Origin of the sequence: Maribacter sp. R86514, from assembly GCF_044597005.1 — a bacterium.
Classification (GTDB): Bacteria; Bacteroidota; Bacteroidia; order Flavobacteriales; family Flavobacteriaceae; genus Maribacter.
In genome coordinates, this window is sequence record NZ_CP138999.1 from 1,741,849 (window position 1) to 1,755,800 (window position 13,952).

At 35.0% G+C, this 13,952-nt stretch carries 13 protein-coding genes and 2 tRNA genes; 6 read left to right on the top strand and 9 right to left on the bottom strand.

Going from position 1 to position 13,952, the window contains the following annotated elements:
* Nucleotides 1-27: 27 nt before the first annotated feature.
* The 5 genes from dnaB to tgt form a co-directional block, all read right to left on the bottom strand.
* Complete coding sequence (dnaB, locus tag SJY30_RS07770; protein ID WP_036153273.1) at nt 28-1,578, bottom strand: replicative DNA helicase; 1,551 nt, start codon at nt 1,576-1,578, stop codon at nt 28-30.
* Between the two features lie 166 nt (nt 1,579-1,744).
* Entirely contained in the window at nt 1,745-2,698 is a 954-nt protein-coding gene (locus SJY30_RS07775) for an acetyl-CoA carboxylase carboxyltransferase subunit alpha (protein WP_396634989.1), read from the bottom strand.
* A 49-nt stretch (nt 2,699-2,747) separates the two neighbouring features.
* Nucleotides 2,748-3,647 carry a DMT family transporter gene (locus SJY30_RS07780; RefSeq protein ID WP_396634990.1) on the bottom strand — a complete coding sequence of 300 codons (900 nt, stop codon included), beginning with the start codon at nt 3,645-3,647 and terminating at the stop codon, nt 2,748-2,750.
* Nucleotides 3,634-4,716 (bottom strand): LptF/LptG family permease, encoded by a 1,083-nt coding sequence (locus tag SJY30_RS07785; RefSeq protein WP_396634991.1) that lies wholly within the window; start codon nt 4,714-4,716, stop codon nt 3,634-3,636. Before SJY30_RS07785 ends, SJY30_RS07780 begins: the two co-directional genes overlap by 14 nt.
* Nucleotides 4,716-5,846 carry a tRNA guanosine(34) transglycosylase Tgt gene (gene tgt, locus SJY30_RS07790; protein WP_396634992.1) on the bottom strand — a complete coding sequence of 377 codons (1,131 nt, stop codon included), beginning with the start codon at nt 5,844-5,846 and terminating at the stop codon, nt 4,716-4,718. The genes SJY30_RS07785 and tgt overlap by 1 nt, the downstream gene beginning before the upstream one ends.
* 230 nt (nt 5,847-6,076) lie before the next feature.
* On the opposite strand from tgt, the gene SJY30_RS07795 reads away from it, so the two are divergent.
* Entirely contained in the window at nt 6,077-6,667 is a 591-nt protein-coding gene (locus SJY30_RS07795; protein WP_036153264.1) for an outer membrane beta-barrel protein, read from the top strand.
* Nucleotides 6,668-6,737: 70 nt separating this feature from the next.
* Here the strand turns inward: SJY30_RS07795 and SJY30_RS07800 are convergent, their stop codons facing one another.
* Nucleotides 6,738-7,676 (bottom strand): FKBP-type peptidyl-prolyl cis-trans isomerase, encoded by a 939-nt coding sequence (locus SJY30_RS07800; RefSeq protein ID WP_396634993.1) that lies wholly within the window; start codon nt 7,674-7,676, stop codon nt 6,738-6,740.
* 78 nt (nt 7,677-7,754) lie between these two features.
* Between SJY30_RS07800 and SJY30_RS07805 the strand changes: the two genes are divergently transcribed.
* Both SJY30_RS07805 and SJY30_RS07810 read left to right on the top strand, forming a co-directional pair.
* A complete protein-coding gene (locus SJY30_RS07805) occupies nt 7,755-8,180 on the top strand; it encodes an RNA-binding S4 domain-containing protein (RefSeq protein ID WP_396634994.1) in 426 nt (141 codons plus the stop codon).
* 47 nt (nt 8,181-8,227) lie between these two features.
* Nucleotides 8,228-8,725, top strand: a complete 498-nt coding sequence (locus SJY30_RS07810; protein WP_396634995.1) for a phosphoribosyltransferase family protein — start codon at nt 8,228-8,230, stop codon at nt 8,723-8,725.
* Here SJY30_RS07810 and SJY30_RS07815 read toward each other — a convergent pair.
* Complete coding sequence (locus SJY30_RS07815) at nt 8,717-9,241, bottom strand: shikimate kinase (RefSeq protein ID WP_396634996.1); 525 nt, start codon at nt 9,239-9,241, stop codon at nt 8,717-8,719. The genes SJY30_RS07810 and SJY30_RS07815 overlap by 9 nt on opposite strands.
* A 132-nt stretch (nt 9,242-9,373) precedes the next feature.
* Here SJY30_RS07815 and SJY30_RS07820 point away from each other — a divergent pair.
* Together SJY30_RS07820 and SJY30_RS07825 are read left to right on the top strand one after the other, a co-directional pair.
* Nucleotides 9,374-9,449 (top strand) — tRNA-Lys (locus tag SJY30_RS07820).
* 97 nt (nt 9,450-9,546) lie between these two features.
* Nucleotides 9,547-9,619: transfer RNA gene (locus tag SJY30_RS07825), tRNA-Lys, on the top strand.
* 69 nt (nt 9,620-9,688) lie between these two features.
* Here SJY30_RS07825 and SJY30_RS07830 read toward each other — a convergent pair.
* Nucleotides 9,689-10,918, bottom strand: coding sequence for a glycosyltransferase family 4 protein (locus SJY30_RS07830; protein WP_396634997.1), 1,230 nt, complete (start codon nt 10,916-10,918; stop codon nt 9,689-9,691).
* A 271-nt stretch (nt 10,919-11,189) separates the two neighbouring features.
* On the opposite strand from SJY30_RS07830, the gene SJY30_RS07835 reads away from it, so the two are divergent.
* Nucleotides 11,190-12,257, top strand: a complete 1,068-nt coding sequence (locus SJY30_RS07835) for a hypothetical protein (RefSeq protein WP_396634998.1) — start codon at nt 11,190-11,192, stop codon at nt 12,255-12,257.
* A gap of 751 nt (nt 12,258-13,008) precedes the next feature.
* On the opposite strand, the gene SJY30_RS07840 is transcribed toward SJY30_RS07835, so the two are convergent.
* Nucleotides 13,009-13,941: a type IX secretion system membrane protein PorP/SprF gene (locus SJY30_RS07840; protein WP_396634999.1), complete on the bottom strand. Its 933-nt coding sequence runs from the start codon at nt 13,939-13,941 to the stop codon at nt 13,009-13,011.
* Nucleotides 13,942-13,952: the final 11 nt, after the last annotated feature.

Genomic DNA, 13,952 nt, shown 5'->3' on the forward strand with positions numbered 1-13,952 from the left:
CTTTCAGACTTTTAAATATATGCTATTTTAAAAAGGAACATCGTTATCCTCATCTAAATCCGGACTATTGTTCATACTACTACCAAAAGCATCATCTGCACTTGGCAAGTTTTTAGTAGCAAACGGATTCTCTTCATTTGCATTCATTTTGGATTGAAATTCAAAAGGAGAATCAAAATCATCAAGGTTATCGAATTTACCTTGATTACCGATAAACTTCAACCTAATATTTTCCAAACCACCATTACGGTGTTTTGCCACAATAAATTCACCCTGACCTTGTGTAGGCGTACGTTCTTCATCATCCCATTCTTCAATCTTATAGTACTCAGGTCTATAAATAAAGGATACAATATCGGCATCTTGCTCGATTGCTCCAGATTCCCTCAAATCCGAAAGAATAGGTCTTTTACTACCTCCACGTGTTTCAACGGCACGTGATAACTGAGATAATGCAATAACAGGAACATTCAGTTCTTTTGCAAGGGCTTTCAAGTTTCGGGAAATAGTAGAGATTTCCTGTTCCCTGTTTCCTCCTTTTTGACTACCACCAGCTGTCATTAACTGCAAATAATCGATCATAATCATTTTTATACCATGCTGAGAAGCAAGACGTCTTGCCTTTGCACGTAAATCGAATATAGATAACGACGGGGTATCATCAATGAACAAAGGAGCTTTTTCCAAAGTTTTCACCTTTACGTTTAACTGCTCCCACTCATGCTTTTCTAGCTTACCGGTTCTTAATTTTTCTGAAGACAAACCTGTTTCAGAAGAAATCAATCTCGTAATCAACTGTACTGAGGACATCTCTAAAGAGAAGAAAGCTACAGGAGTGTTTGTATTCACGGCCATATTTCTTGCCATAGATAAGGTAAAAGCCGTTTTACCCATACCAGGACGTGCTGCAACGATAATTAAATCACTTGGCTGCCAACCAGATGTTAGCTTATCCAACTTATCAAATCCGGATGCAACACCACTCATTCCCTCTTTACCGGCAATCTCTTCAATTCGTTTTTTAGCCTGTATTACCAAATCTTGAGCAGTCTCAGCAGAACGCTTTAAGTTACCTTGGGTAACATCATATAATTTTGCTTCGGCAGTGTCTAACAAATCAAAAACATCTACAGCTTCATCATATGCCTCTTCAATTATTTCACCTGAAATTTTGATCAAACTACGCTGAATAAACTTCTGAAGAATAATACGTGCGTGAAACTCAATATGAGCGGATGAAGCTACTTTCTGAGTTAGTTTTATCAAATAAAAATCGCCTCCACAGACCTCTAACTTACCAGCTTTCTTAAGTTGTGACGAAACGGTTAATAAATCTATAGGTTGCGACTCTTCAAAGAGAATGAAGATAGCTTCGTAAATGAATCTATGAGCGTCTTTATAGAATACATCTGGGTGTAAAATATCGATAACTTCATCAACACCTTTTTTATCTATCATCATAGCCCCCAACACAACCTCTTCTAAATCAATAGCTTGTGGTGGAATTTTGCCTTTTTCAAGACTTATAATATTAGATTTGTCGATCTTTCGAGCGACAAAAGGTTTCGTGTTCTCCATAGTGCGAAAGTATACAATTAACCTTTAGTTAACGTGAAAAATATCAATTTCGATGTTCACAGTTGACTAACAATTGACTGTTAATAAGTTACGATTTTCTGTTGATAACATAAAAAAACCGAGGAATAAAATCCTCGGTATATTTTTAAGAAGCCTAAAATGCAGATTAGCCGTTAAAAACGCCCATTTGTGCGTATTTATCCATGCGTTGATTTACTAGTTCTTTTGGTGATAACTTTTGCAATTCCTCAAAATGAGAAGAAATTTTATTTTTTACTGTGTCAAAAGTTTTTGGTCTGTTGGCATGCGCTCCACCTGCAGGCTCACGTATGATTTCATCGATCAATTTCAACTTTTTCATATCGGTCGCTGTCAATTTTAAAGCCTCGGCAGCTCTTTCTTTATATTCCCAGCTTCTCCATAAAATAGAAGAACATGATTCTGGTGAAATTACAGAATACCAAGTATTCTCTAACATTAACACCTTATCACCAACACCTATACCCAATGCACCACCAGAAGCACCTTCACCTATAATTACAACAATTACAGGTACTTTAAGGCGTGTCATTTCAAGAATATTTCTTGCAATTGCCTCTCCTTGTCCTCTTTCTTCAGCTTCAATACCAGGGTATGCACCCGGGGTATCAACAAAACAAACTACAGGCACTTGAAATTTTTCTGCAGATTTCATTAAGCGTAAAGCCTTTCTATACCCTTCTGGGTTGGCCATACCAAAATTTCTATACTGACGTGTTTTAGTATTATAACCCTTTTGTTGACCAATGAACATATAGCTCTGATCACCAATTTTACCTAAACCACCAATCATAGCCTTATCATCCTTTACGGTACGATCACCATGAAGTTCCAAGAACGTATCTCCACAAATGGCTTTAATATAATCTAATGTATAAGGTCTATTTGGATGTCTAGATAACTGTACTCGTTGCCAAGCAGTTAAATTCTTATAGATATCTTTTCTTGTTTCGGAAAGTTTCTTTTCAATCTGTTTACATGTCTCGGTCACATCAACATCACTTTCCTCTCCAATGATCATGCACTTGTCCAATTGTTCTTCCAACTCTTTGATCGGAAGTTCAAAATCCAAATATTCCATATTTCTATAAAGTTTCTTTAGTTGCGGCTCAAAGATAAAACTTTAATACCTAAATCTTGGGTACCCTTTTTTTAATATTTGCTCTTTGTTTTAAAATACCGTTCGCAATGACCGTACTGAGTATGATTAAGGCTCCCACATAAAACATAGGTTCCATTTTTTCTTCTGATCCAAATATAAACCAAGCTAAAAGAATACCATAGACCGGCTCTAGATTTGTTGTAAGCATAACCGTATATGGAGTTAAAACACGCATAATCTTTACCGACGCAATAAAGGCATACGCCGTACAAATAAGCGCTAATACTAATAAATAAATCCAATCCATGTGTGGCAGGGTTATTAATGACATACTAAAATCACCCCTAACAATTAAAATTATTGATAAGAAAACCATGCCCACGCCTAATTCATAAAAAGATATAACCGATGGACGATGAGTTTGAACCAGCTTACCGTTTATCAATGAAAAGACTGCTGCCAAAAATGCCGATATCAATGCGATGATCATACCATAGACATATTCGGTTTCTACTTTAAAAATCAAATAGAGTCCAGCAACGACCATTAACCCGAAGAATATCTCATAACCAATTATCTTTCGCTTATACCAAAAAGGTTCCATTAAGGCTGTAAAAAAAGCTCCTGTAGACATCATGGCCAATGCTACGGATACTGTAGAGACTTTAATTGCCAAGAAGAAGGTTACCCAATGTAAAGCGACAACCACTCCCCCACCTAACAACCACCAAAATGTTTTCCTTGAAACTTTTAAACTGAATTTGGCCAAAAGAATATATACTGCTATAAATAAGGTTGCCATACCCATTCTAATCCACACCAAGGGTAATGAATCTATAGTGATTAACTTTCCTAGAATGGCTGTAAAGCCCCAAATAAAGACAATGAAATGTAAGTGTAGTAGATTAAGTATTCTATCTTTTTGCATTTTGAAGTAGATAAAATGCCAGACATCCAAAAACTACATTAGGTATGATAACCGCAAGTAAAGGAGAAAAGCCCGATTGCTCTGCCAGTACACCGAATACCTTATCAAAAAATATAAATATAAAAGCAATTAAAATACCAAATGCCAAGTTAGCCCCCATACCACCACGTCTCTTAACCGACGATACCGAAACAGCAATAATAGTCAATATAAAAGCGGTTAACGGCAACGCCCAACGCTTATATTTAACCAAGACATAGGTATTAATATTAGATGCACCCTTTCTCCTTTGATCCTTAATAAAGGTGTCCAATTCAAAAAGATTCTTTGTTTCTGCAACGTATGAAACCGGGGTAAGATCGCCAATATCAAATGCAAAAATGGTATCTAACCTTCGTTTACTTTCAATAATTGCCGTATCCCCCATAATGGTACGTTTTTTATAGGAAGTTAATCGGTAACTAGAATCCTTATCTACCCATCTAATATTTGCGGCAGATATTTTGAAATCTAATTCATTGTTTTCTTTAAAACGCTCAAATGTAAAATTATGACCTAACTGTCTAGCCGGATCAAAACTACTCACATAAATAAAATCGGTTTCATTGAGTTGATTAAAGATATTATTGGTGACCCGATCTTGTTTGCCTTTTTTAAGATATTTGTATTTAAATTCATTGAAGCCCACACTAGCGTTGGGTACAATGAACATGGTCATAAAGAACATTAAAACAGCTACCATAGAAGCTCCAATAATGTAAGGTCTTAAAAACCGACCATAAGAAACCCCTGAACTTAATATGGCAACAATCTCGGTATTGTTAGCAAGTTTAGAGGTAAAGAATATTACAGATAAGAATAAAAAAATAGGGAACAATAGATTACCAATGTAAATCGTAAAATTTACATAATACATAACTATTTCATTCAACGGTGCTTCATTATCGATCATTTTACCGATCTGTTCTGCCAAATTCACCATAATACCGATGGGAATGAATAACAAAAGCATTAGCGAAAAAGTCGCTAGATACCGTTTTAGAATGTATTTATCTATTATTGATAGCATTATAGCCTTTTATCCATTTGTTTTACCATCATATCTTTCCACATTCTAAAATCTCCTGCAATAATATGCTTTCGTGCTTCACGCACCAACCACATATAAAAGCCTAAGTTATGAATTGTGGCAATTTGTTTACCCAAATATTCATTAGCAGCGAATAAATGTCTTAAATACGCTTTAGAATATTCACGGTCTACAAAAGTGGTTCCCATTTCATCAATAGGAGAAAAATCATCTTCCCACTTTTTGTTCTTAATATTAATTGTACCGTGGGCCGTAAACAACATTCCGTTTCTAGCGTTTCTAGTAGGCATCACACAATCGAACATATCTATGCCCAAGGCAATATTCTCCAATATATTAATAGGTGTACCAACACCCATAAGGTACCTTGGTTTATCTTCTGGTAGAATTTCACACACCACCTCTGTCATACCATACATTTCTTCGGCAGGCTCACCAACAGATAATCCGCCAATTGCATTCCCTTCAGCTCCTGCATTTGCAATATATTCTGCAGATTGCCTTCTTAAATCTTTATAAGTAGACCCTTGAACGATAGGGAAAAATGTTTGTGCATAATCATACTCAAAAGGTGTTTTCTCCAAATGATTGATACATCTATCTAACCACCTATGCGTCATATGCATAGATCGTTTTGCATAATTATACTCACACGGGTAAGGCGTGCACTCATCAAAAGCCATAATGATATCCGCACCGATTACCCGTTGGATTTCCATTACATTCTCTGGTGTAAACAAATGCATGGATCCGTCAATGTGCGATTTAAACTTGACCCCTTCTTCTTTAATCTTTCTATTACCGGATAAAGAATAAACTTGGTAACCACCACTATCTGTAAGAATATTTCTATCCCAACCCATAAATTTATGGAGTCCGCCTGCTTTCTTTAAAATCTCAGTTTTGGGTCTAAGAAATAAATGATAGGTATTTCCAAGAATAATATCTGGATTTACCTCTTCTCTTAGTTCTTTTTGATGCACTCCTTTTACAGAGGCTACCGTGCCCACCGGCATAAATATTGGGGTTTCAATAGTACCATGATCGGTAACAATAGTACCTGCCCTAGCTTTTGATTGTAAATCGGTATTGTGTAGTGTAAACTTCAAAATTTCTAAATCTAGCTGCAAATATAATGAACTGTCTGTGGGAAAAACTTAATAAAAAGCAAAGATGTTAATGAAACCAATAAATTACAAAGCGTGACTTTATAAAATTGAAATTGACCCAAACGAAATACAAAACAATAAAGATATTTTACCTCCGTTCTGATGGTATAACGAGAAATGGAACATTTGGTATCGTATTTGCTACATGTACCACTTAAAACAACAACGATATGAAAAAAACAATTTTAGTTGCCTTCATGGCACTCTCTGGGTTTTACGGAATGGCACAGGGTGATTCGGGATTTGGTATTAAAGGAGGATTAAATTACAACGCAAACGGAGATTATTTTGAATCTGCGGGAGATGTTGCTAGAAATCCTGATAGAAACATTGGGTACCACGTAGGTATCTTCGGAAAAATTGGTGCTTCTAAAGTTTATGTTAGACCAGAGTTGGTATATACCAAAACAAAGTCTGATTATGATGGAGCTGATTTTGATATGAGCAAATTAGATGTACCGGTATTATTAGGCATCAACTTGGTTGGACCGTTGCATGTTTTTGCCGGACCTAGTTTTCAATACATTTTAGACACTGAATTTGACGGTATTACTATTGACGATGTGGAAAATGATTTTTCCGTTGGGATGAATATAGGTGCTGGAGTTAACCTTGGTAAATTAGGGATAGATTTACGCTATGAGAGAGGATTTAGTGACAACGAAGCTTCTTTTATAAATACGAACATTACAAATTTAGGTCCAAGTAGAATAGACACTAGACCAGATCAATTGATTTTGAGTTTGTCTTTAACGATGTAAACAAAACAACAAGAAACAAAAAACCTCTTAAGAATGCTTAAGAGGTTTTTTTATGCTTTAGAATAAATTTCTATAAGTCGTTATCAAGATGATCGGGAGTTCCGTCACCATCGGTATCTAAGAAGCCAACAAAATTACCTTCGGCATCTAACTCAATTTCATCAATCGTTAAAATACCGTCACCGTCATCGTCATTATCATTATAGTTAGGCGATAAATCCAAATCTGTATTGTCATCATTTAGATTACCGTTGCCGTCCAAATCTTCTTGTATTGAAGGAATACCATCACCATCGGCATCTGTATCAGCCTCATATTCAAACGCATCAACCTTAAATATCAATGGAGAATAAGCAGGAATATTGCCAGTTACTGGACTGGAATCAAAATATCCAAGACCTGAAGGAATAAATATTGCACCTATTCCGTAACCTTCATAACTAACGGTTCCATCACCATTATCATTAGGACCAATTCCTGTTTGAAAATTTTTCATCCCATTTCCAAAACCTCTTACAACTCCAGATAAATTTAGAGGTATGGGTTGGTTTGAGGAAGCATCAAAAAGACTTCCATCCAAAAAAGAACCCTCATATCTTAGAATCACATTATCACCAATAGTTGGTTTACCTTCTACAACACCCTGCCTTACAACTAACGTATATAGTTTTTGCTCAATCTTTTCACCATCATCTCTTCCTAAATCTTCTGAATCTAATATGATGGTTTCGGTAATTAATTTCTGACTATCAAATATTGATTCCCTCTCACTATTCTCCCCTTCAATTGTTCCAAATTTTATTTTAAAATCAAAATCTTCCGGTGGGTTCGCGAACTCATCTTCATTGTAGAAATGTGTCTTTAAAAAATCTATGATTTCAGCATCGTCCTCAACAGTAACTTCACTTAATAGTCTTGGCTGCACAGCTTCTACCCCATCATCGTCTTTTTTACATGAAGTTATAATCAGTAAACCAGCTATAATCAAATAAGCATTTCTCAATTTCATCAATAATATATTTTGAACGCGCAAGATACAATTTTCCCCTATTTTTGTTTGGAAGTTAACAAAGAAATGCAACCCATAATGCGCATAGATAAATTCTTGTGGAGTATACGATATTTTAAAACCCGAAACATTGCATCTACCGCTTGCAAAAAAGGACATGTAAAAATCAATGGAAACACTGCTAAGCCCGGCAAAGAGGTTTTTCCGATGGATGAAATAGTGGTACGCAAAAATCAAATCGATTATCAACTTACTGTTCTTGACATACCACCAAGTCGTATTGGTGCTAAATTAGTAGACATCTATAGAAAAGATACTACACCAAAAGAAGCCTTTGAGCATAATGAACTATTGCAATATTCAAAAGACTATTATCGTAAAAAAGGAATTGGTAGACCTACAAAAAAAGATAGAAGGGATATAGATGAATATCTAGAAGGACCGTCAACTACTGACGATAAAACAAGTTTAGAAAATGACTCAGAAAGTAAACCCAAAGATTAATCTAATTTTCTAAAACATACCTATCTTTAATGCCTTAAGAACAGCATATGCAACAGAATATACTTTCACATCAACAAATACAACATAAAATAGAACGAATAGCGTACCAAATCTATGAAGCCAATGTTTCTGAAGAAGAAATTATTATAGCAGGTATAGATGGCGGCGGATTACAATTTGCGAAGAAAATCGTTGCTAAGCTTAAAAAGATAACCGAAGCTAAAATTGTATTATGCAAACTATCTATGGATAAGAAAAATCCGTTAGCTAGTGGTGTAACTACCTCTTTGCCCGATAATGACTTCATAAATAAATCGGTCGTAATCGTTGATGATGTTCTAAATTCCGGTACTACATTAATATATGGAGTACACCACTTTCTAAAAACCCCTTTAAAACAACTTAAAACTGCAGTATTGGTCAATAGAAACCACAAAAAATATCCGGTTAAAGCAGATTATAAAGGAATTTCTTTATCTACCTCATTACAAGAACATGTAAACGTACATTTTGAAACCAAAAACGACAGGGTCTATTTAGACTAATTTATTTACGATCATTTCTGCAATTTCAGTTGGGGTATTATTATTGCTCTTTATTTTCTGATGTGCCTGATTATAGAAAAAGCTTCTCTCGAATAAATGCATGCCAATAAACTCGGTTAACGTTTCATCTTCTAAATGAGAAATCATAGGGCGATGACTTTTTTCTTCCTTTAAACGATTTGTAAGTTCATCTATACCCACATTTAAATAAAAAGAATTAGCGGTCTGTTCATTGATAATTTCCATATTTTTTCCAAAACAAGGCGTACCACCACCTAATGAAAGCACAAAACTATCTTCATTTGAAAAAACTTTTTGCAGGTATTCTATTTCCTTTTTTCTAAAATATATCTCTCCTTTTGTCTCAAAAATGGAAGGAATAGACATCTCCTCAGCTTCTTCTATATAATCATCTAAATCTAAAAATTTAATATTCAAATGGTTAGCAACTATTCTGCCCACAGTTGTTTTACCACTACCCATATAACCGACCAAAACTATTTTCACATCTTTCATTTGCACAAAATTGGACTAAATAAAAGGGTTTTCAAAAAAAAATAAATTTATCTCATAAATGGCTTGCAAAATAAAGTAATCGACGTATATTTGCACCCGCATTGAGGGAATATTAATTCTGAATATGCTTTTGACCTGGTAGCTCAGTTGGTAGAGCATCTCCCTTTTAAGGAGAGGGTCCTGGGTTCGAGCCCCAGCCAGGTCACCACTAAATATTAGCCTCTTCAAATAAAAGAGGCTTTTTTATTTAAAATTTTGAGTTGATTTATTTGACTTAATGACCTAGTAAGTTCTTTAGACATTTTGACCTGGTAGCTCAGTTGGTAGAGCATCTCCCTTTTAAGGAGAGGGTCCTGGGTTCGAGCCCCAGCCAGGTCACTTTAAAACCTTCAAATATGTACTATTTGGAGGTTTTTTTGTTTTTTAGAAGTAATGAAAAAAGATTTTTTAATAAAACCTTGAAACAACTTCATTAATTTTATGCTCCCAAGTATATTTCATGGCTCTATTATATGCTGCTCTAGCTGCTTTTTTTCTAAAGTCTAAATTATAATACATATGTTCGATAGCTTTGGCTATGTCTACAGCAGTACCGTCAGTTGTACTCGGTGTAATTTTTATTCCACACTCGTCTGAAACTATTGTTCTCATACCACTTATGTTCATAGTAATAATAGGCAAACTAAATCCCATGGCCTCTGTAGCCTGTAAACCTGCCGTATCTCTTAAGGGACAAAAAAGCATAACATCAGCCTTAATATATTCCTCGCGCATTTGCTCATAGGGTATCCAACCTAAATGCTCAATTTTTTCGGTATTTAAATCGTATTTTTTGATCCATTGCGGCAAATTACCCCCTTGTACTCCATCGCCAATAATTATTAATTTATACTTTACATTATTTGGCAAATAAGAAATTGCCTTTAAAGACAACTCAAGTCCTCTGCGTGGCAAGAACCTTCCAACCCATAGTATTCTAAATTCCTTTTCAGGAACTCTGTCTATAAACAAGTTATTTTCAAATTGTACTGGCAACGCAGAATCACTTATTCCAAAGCTACTGCCTTCTTTGTAATGCTTAGAAGTTTTAAGCAGATCTTCTGTTTCTTGATTAACCGCTAAAACTACATCCGCTATTTTAAGTGTTTCATTTAAGGCTCTACCATAATTGACTAAGTAATTCGAAACAAATTTTCTGATTTTCTCAATTTTCCAAGAAGAACCAAAATAAGGCTTAAAAATAGGTAAAGACATCTGACCTCCACCAACAGGACCGAATATCACGTTACAATCAGTTAATCTATACAAACTACTTCCTTGTTGAAAACTACCATAACTGACATGTTGGGCAACATCGAAATCATGCAGTAAATGTAATTTTTCAACAACTCTTGCTGCTTTAATCTTCCATAAAAAGTAATGAATGTAAATTGTCTTTTTATTATTATCGAGCCAGTGCTTATCTATCAAAGAAGAAATTCGTACGGGCACGAAATGTAAATTAATGAGATTTAGTTTACGTTTTTCTTCCTCACATTCTTCATAATCTTCAATATTCGTAACACACCACACCTCAAAACCTTTTTTTGCCAGTCCAGCAGCCCAAGACCAACCAACACAAAATTCCGATCCTTTATATGGAGAGCAAGCATAAGCACTTAATAAAACTTTTTTCATTAAAATTTATTAAAAAATAGAACGTTATTAACTTGTAAAAATTTTATACCGTATTTGAAACATTTATGCTGACCAAAAATATAAATTTAAAAACCTTAACAATATTCTTTTAAATCATACTTAGTGAATAAAAAAACTTATTAAGTCAACCCTATTTTCAATAAAGCTTATATATATTACATATTATATCTGATACAATCTAGATTATAATTTTATTTCATTATGTACCTTATCGTCATTCATTTTATTTAGAAAACCATCTTACCAAAAAATGAACAAAAAAATAATACAAATAAAAAATTGCTTTTTAGGCCATGGCTATGCATCTCTAATAGGCTATCACAAATTACTTGAAATTTCGAACCATAAAGAAATTTTAATTTTACGTAACAAAAATACTTCTCCAATTTTTACTATCGAGCATGAGGGACATTCTTTTAGTCCGTTACCTATTTTTCCCGTAGAAGAGTCAAAATTGTATCAATCAAGTTTATTTAATAATGTACGTAAGCAAGAACCTATATCGGTAAGTTTTTCAACACTTGATAATTTCAATCATAAAGATTATCAAATAAAAGATGGATCACTTGCATCATTCATGCTTTCTAATGATGGTATAGACACAAGGTTATGCTTAGGACTAAAACAATGGGGGGATGATATGCTTACTACACCATTTAGTCAAGTTCAAGATAAAATTAAAAGGCATTATATTTCAAGCGGTGGGAATACAAGAATGGGATATGTAAATGGTCTATCTTTATTCAAATATGCTGTAGATAAGCTAAATCCTGAAGTTTTGGATTATGCTAATTTGGAGAAAGTAGATATTGAAAAGAAAGAGGTGCATACCGACGATTACATTATTAAATATAATAAACTAATATCAACAGTACCTATTCATTTTTTACTAGACATATGCAACTTAAAGCAAGATCATAACACTAATTATGCCAGCTCGTATTTTTATTTTTTTGAATATAAAAACGGTTTCAATGCTAATCAAATAATTTATGACTGTGATTTTAAATCAGATATTCTTCGAATTTTTTCTGTAAAAGACAACTTTCTTTTAGCTCAATTAAGAAGTGACAAACACGGTCAAATATCAACTGAAAAGATTCAAAAAAGAATTCAAAGATTAGTTCCAAGCATTAAAGAACTTAAATTTGCCAAAGAGCTTTTTGTACCTATGTCCTACCCTGTGGAGCTTATTTCGACACCAGACACTTTGGATAGTATAAATGTTTTAAAGCAAAACGACATTATTCCATTAGGTCGATTTGGCGATTGGAAATACTCTGACTTACATGAATTGGATTGGTCGAGTATTGTTTAGAATCCTTCTTTTTAATGAATCTAAAATATTATAAATTGACGAAACCATTTTACTTTAATACGGTAACCTTTACCCATTTTTTTATGCTGTCATATAAATGTTAGAACCTTTTATTTAGATATTTATTTTTACTCATTAAATATTCAATACTGTTATAGCTATAATATTCAATTATACGAATTAGCCTATTTAACAAATTTATTTAAGGCACTTTAAGCACAATTATTAAAACTTCATTTATTATCTAATCTGCCTTTTGATATATTTCAGATCAAACAATTTGCGTTGTAACCTTATTAATTTTTATTTATCCTTTTTTATGAATAAAAGAATAAAACTATACAACGAAAAGTGATTTAAAATACCAAATTTTAAAATTATCATGATATTACAAAAAAAATATTTGCCCGACTATCCTCTAAAAATATCTAAGTAGATTTAATAATGCTCTACTTATATCAAACAGCTATCAATTTTCCCATTATATCTTGAGCATTTGTATTTTACGAGCAAGTTCCAACCATTTAGGATACACTTGTTTTATATGTGTAAGATAACATATATAGTTAATAGCCAAATCCGCACATTTACTAAAACTATTAAGCCTAAAAACTTAGCTTTTCTATATCGCGTTCATTAAATTATGCCACTATAAATATATTATTCATATTCATACCAGTTATCTCATTTCTAAACTCCTTCCATTTTTACTTGCCATACCTTACATAACTACCAAGCTATTAATATTTATTTAAAAGAATCTTGGGGTCAGCACTCGTTTGTACCTGTTCAAGAACTCGTACCTCAGCATGATCTCGAAAGAACCGTCGTTGAACCTGGTCGCCCCAAGGTCGGTGGTTTCCTTATCGTACGCCAGACCGAGCATCAACTGGTCGGTCATCTGAAAACCGAACAGGGCGCTGATCGCCGCGTCCCATCTGTACGCCGCTCCCAAAGAGAACTTGTCGTTGAAAAGGAAGTTCGCGCTCAGGTCTACCTGTAACGGTGCCCCCTTTACAGCTTTTACAAGTGCCGCAGGCTTGAACTTTACGTTCGGGTTCAGGTCGAACACGTACCCCGTGATCAGATAGAGGTTCATACGCTCCTGCGCGATCAAACTCGAACTGTTCGAATCGGAACTGTCGAAATGCTCGGTCTGTAGGAAGTTGGGTACCGATAGCCCTGCATAGAACTGGTCCGTATGGTAATAGATCCCCGCACCGAAGTTCGGCGAGAACTTGTTGTCGATGTTCGGCAGGTTGCTCTCCGCCCCGTAGTTCCTCAGCTTCGTAAAGTCCACGTTGAAAAGGTGACCGCCCGCTTTTAGACCGAACGACAGCTTCCCTTCCTCAGAGGTGTTCACCGTATAACTGAACGCGGCATCGATATAGGTATCCTGGTTGGTGCCGTTTCCGATCTCGTCGTTCACTATGGACAGTCCCAATCCTACATGTTCCGAGACAGGGGTATGGAAGTTCAGCGTCTGCGTCGTCGGCGCGCCATCGAGCCCCACCCACTGAGAACGGTGAAGTGCGGCTATGCTGAACATGCCCCGTGAACCTGCGTACGCAGGGTTCACCGATATCGTATTGTACATGTACTGCGTGTACTGGGCGTCTTGCTGCGCATAACCCATAAAGAGTCCCGCAACGGTAATTATAATGGCTAGAAAATATTTGTTCATCGTATCTTTTT